Raw genomic sequence first — 201 nt, forward strand, 5'->3', positions numbered from 1 at the left:
GCGTGCGCGCGTTCAGGTCGCCACCCGCCAGCACCGAGCCGGTGTTGGCCAGCGTCGTGCCGGCTTGGAGGTCGGCCCGTCCGCTCGCGAAGGCGGCGCCGGCATTGTTCAGCGTGCCGCCCGCGTCCAGGGCCAGCGCCCCGCCGGATTGCAGCCGGCCGTCCGTGGTGATGAAGAGGTCGCGCGCGGCGCTGGCCGAGA

Annotated in this window: 1 protein-coding gene; it reads right to left on the bottom strand. The window is 75.6% G+C overall.

Annotated features, from left to right (window positions below; genetic code table 11):
• Nucleotides 1-201 (bottom strand): hypothetical protein (locus tag KDH83_RS32410; protein WP_212323337.1); only part of this gene is annotated, 201 nt, incomplete at both ends.

Source organism: Achromobacter sp. Marseille-Q0513 (genome assembly GCF_018195695.1).
Lineage (GTDB): Bacteria > Pseudomonadota > Gammaproteobacteria > Burkholderiales > Burkholderiaceae_B > Achromobacter.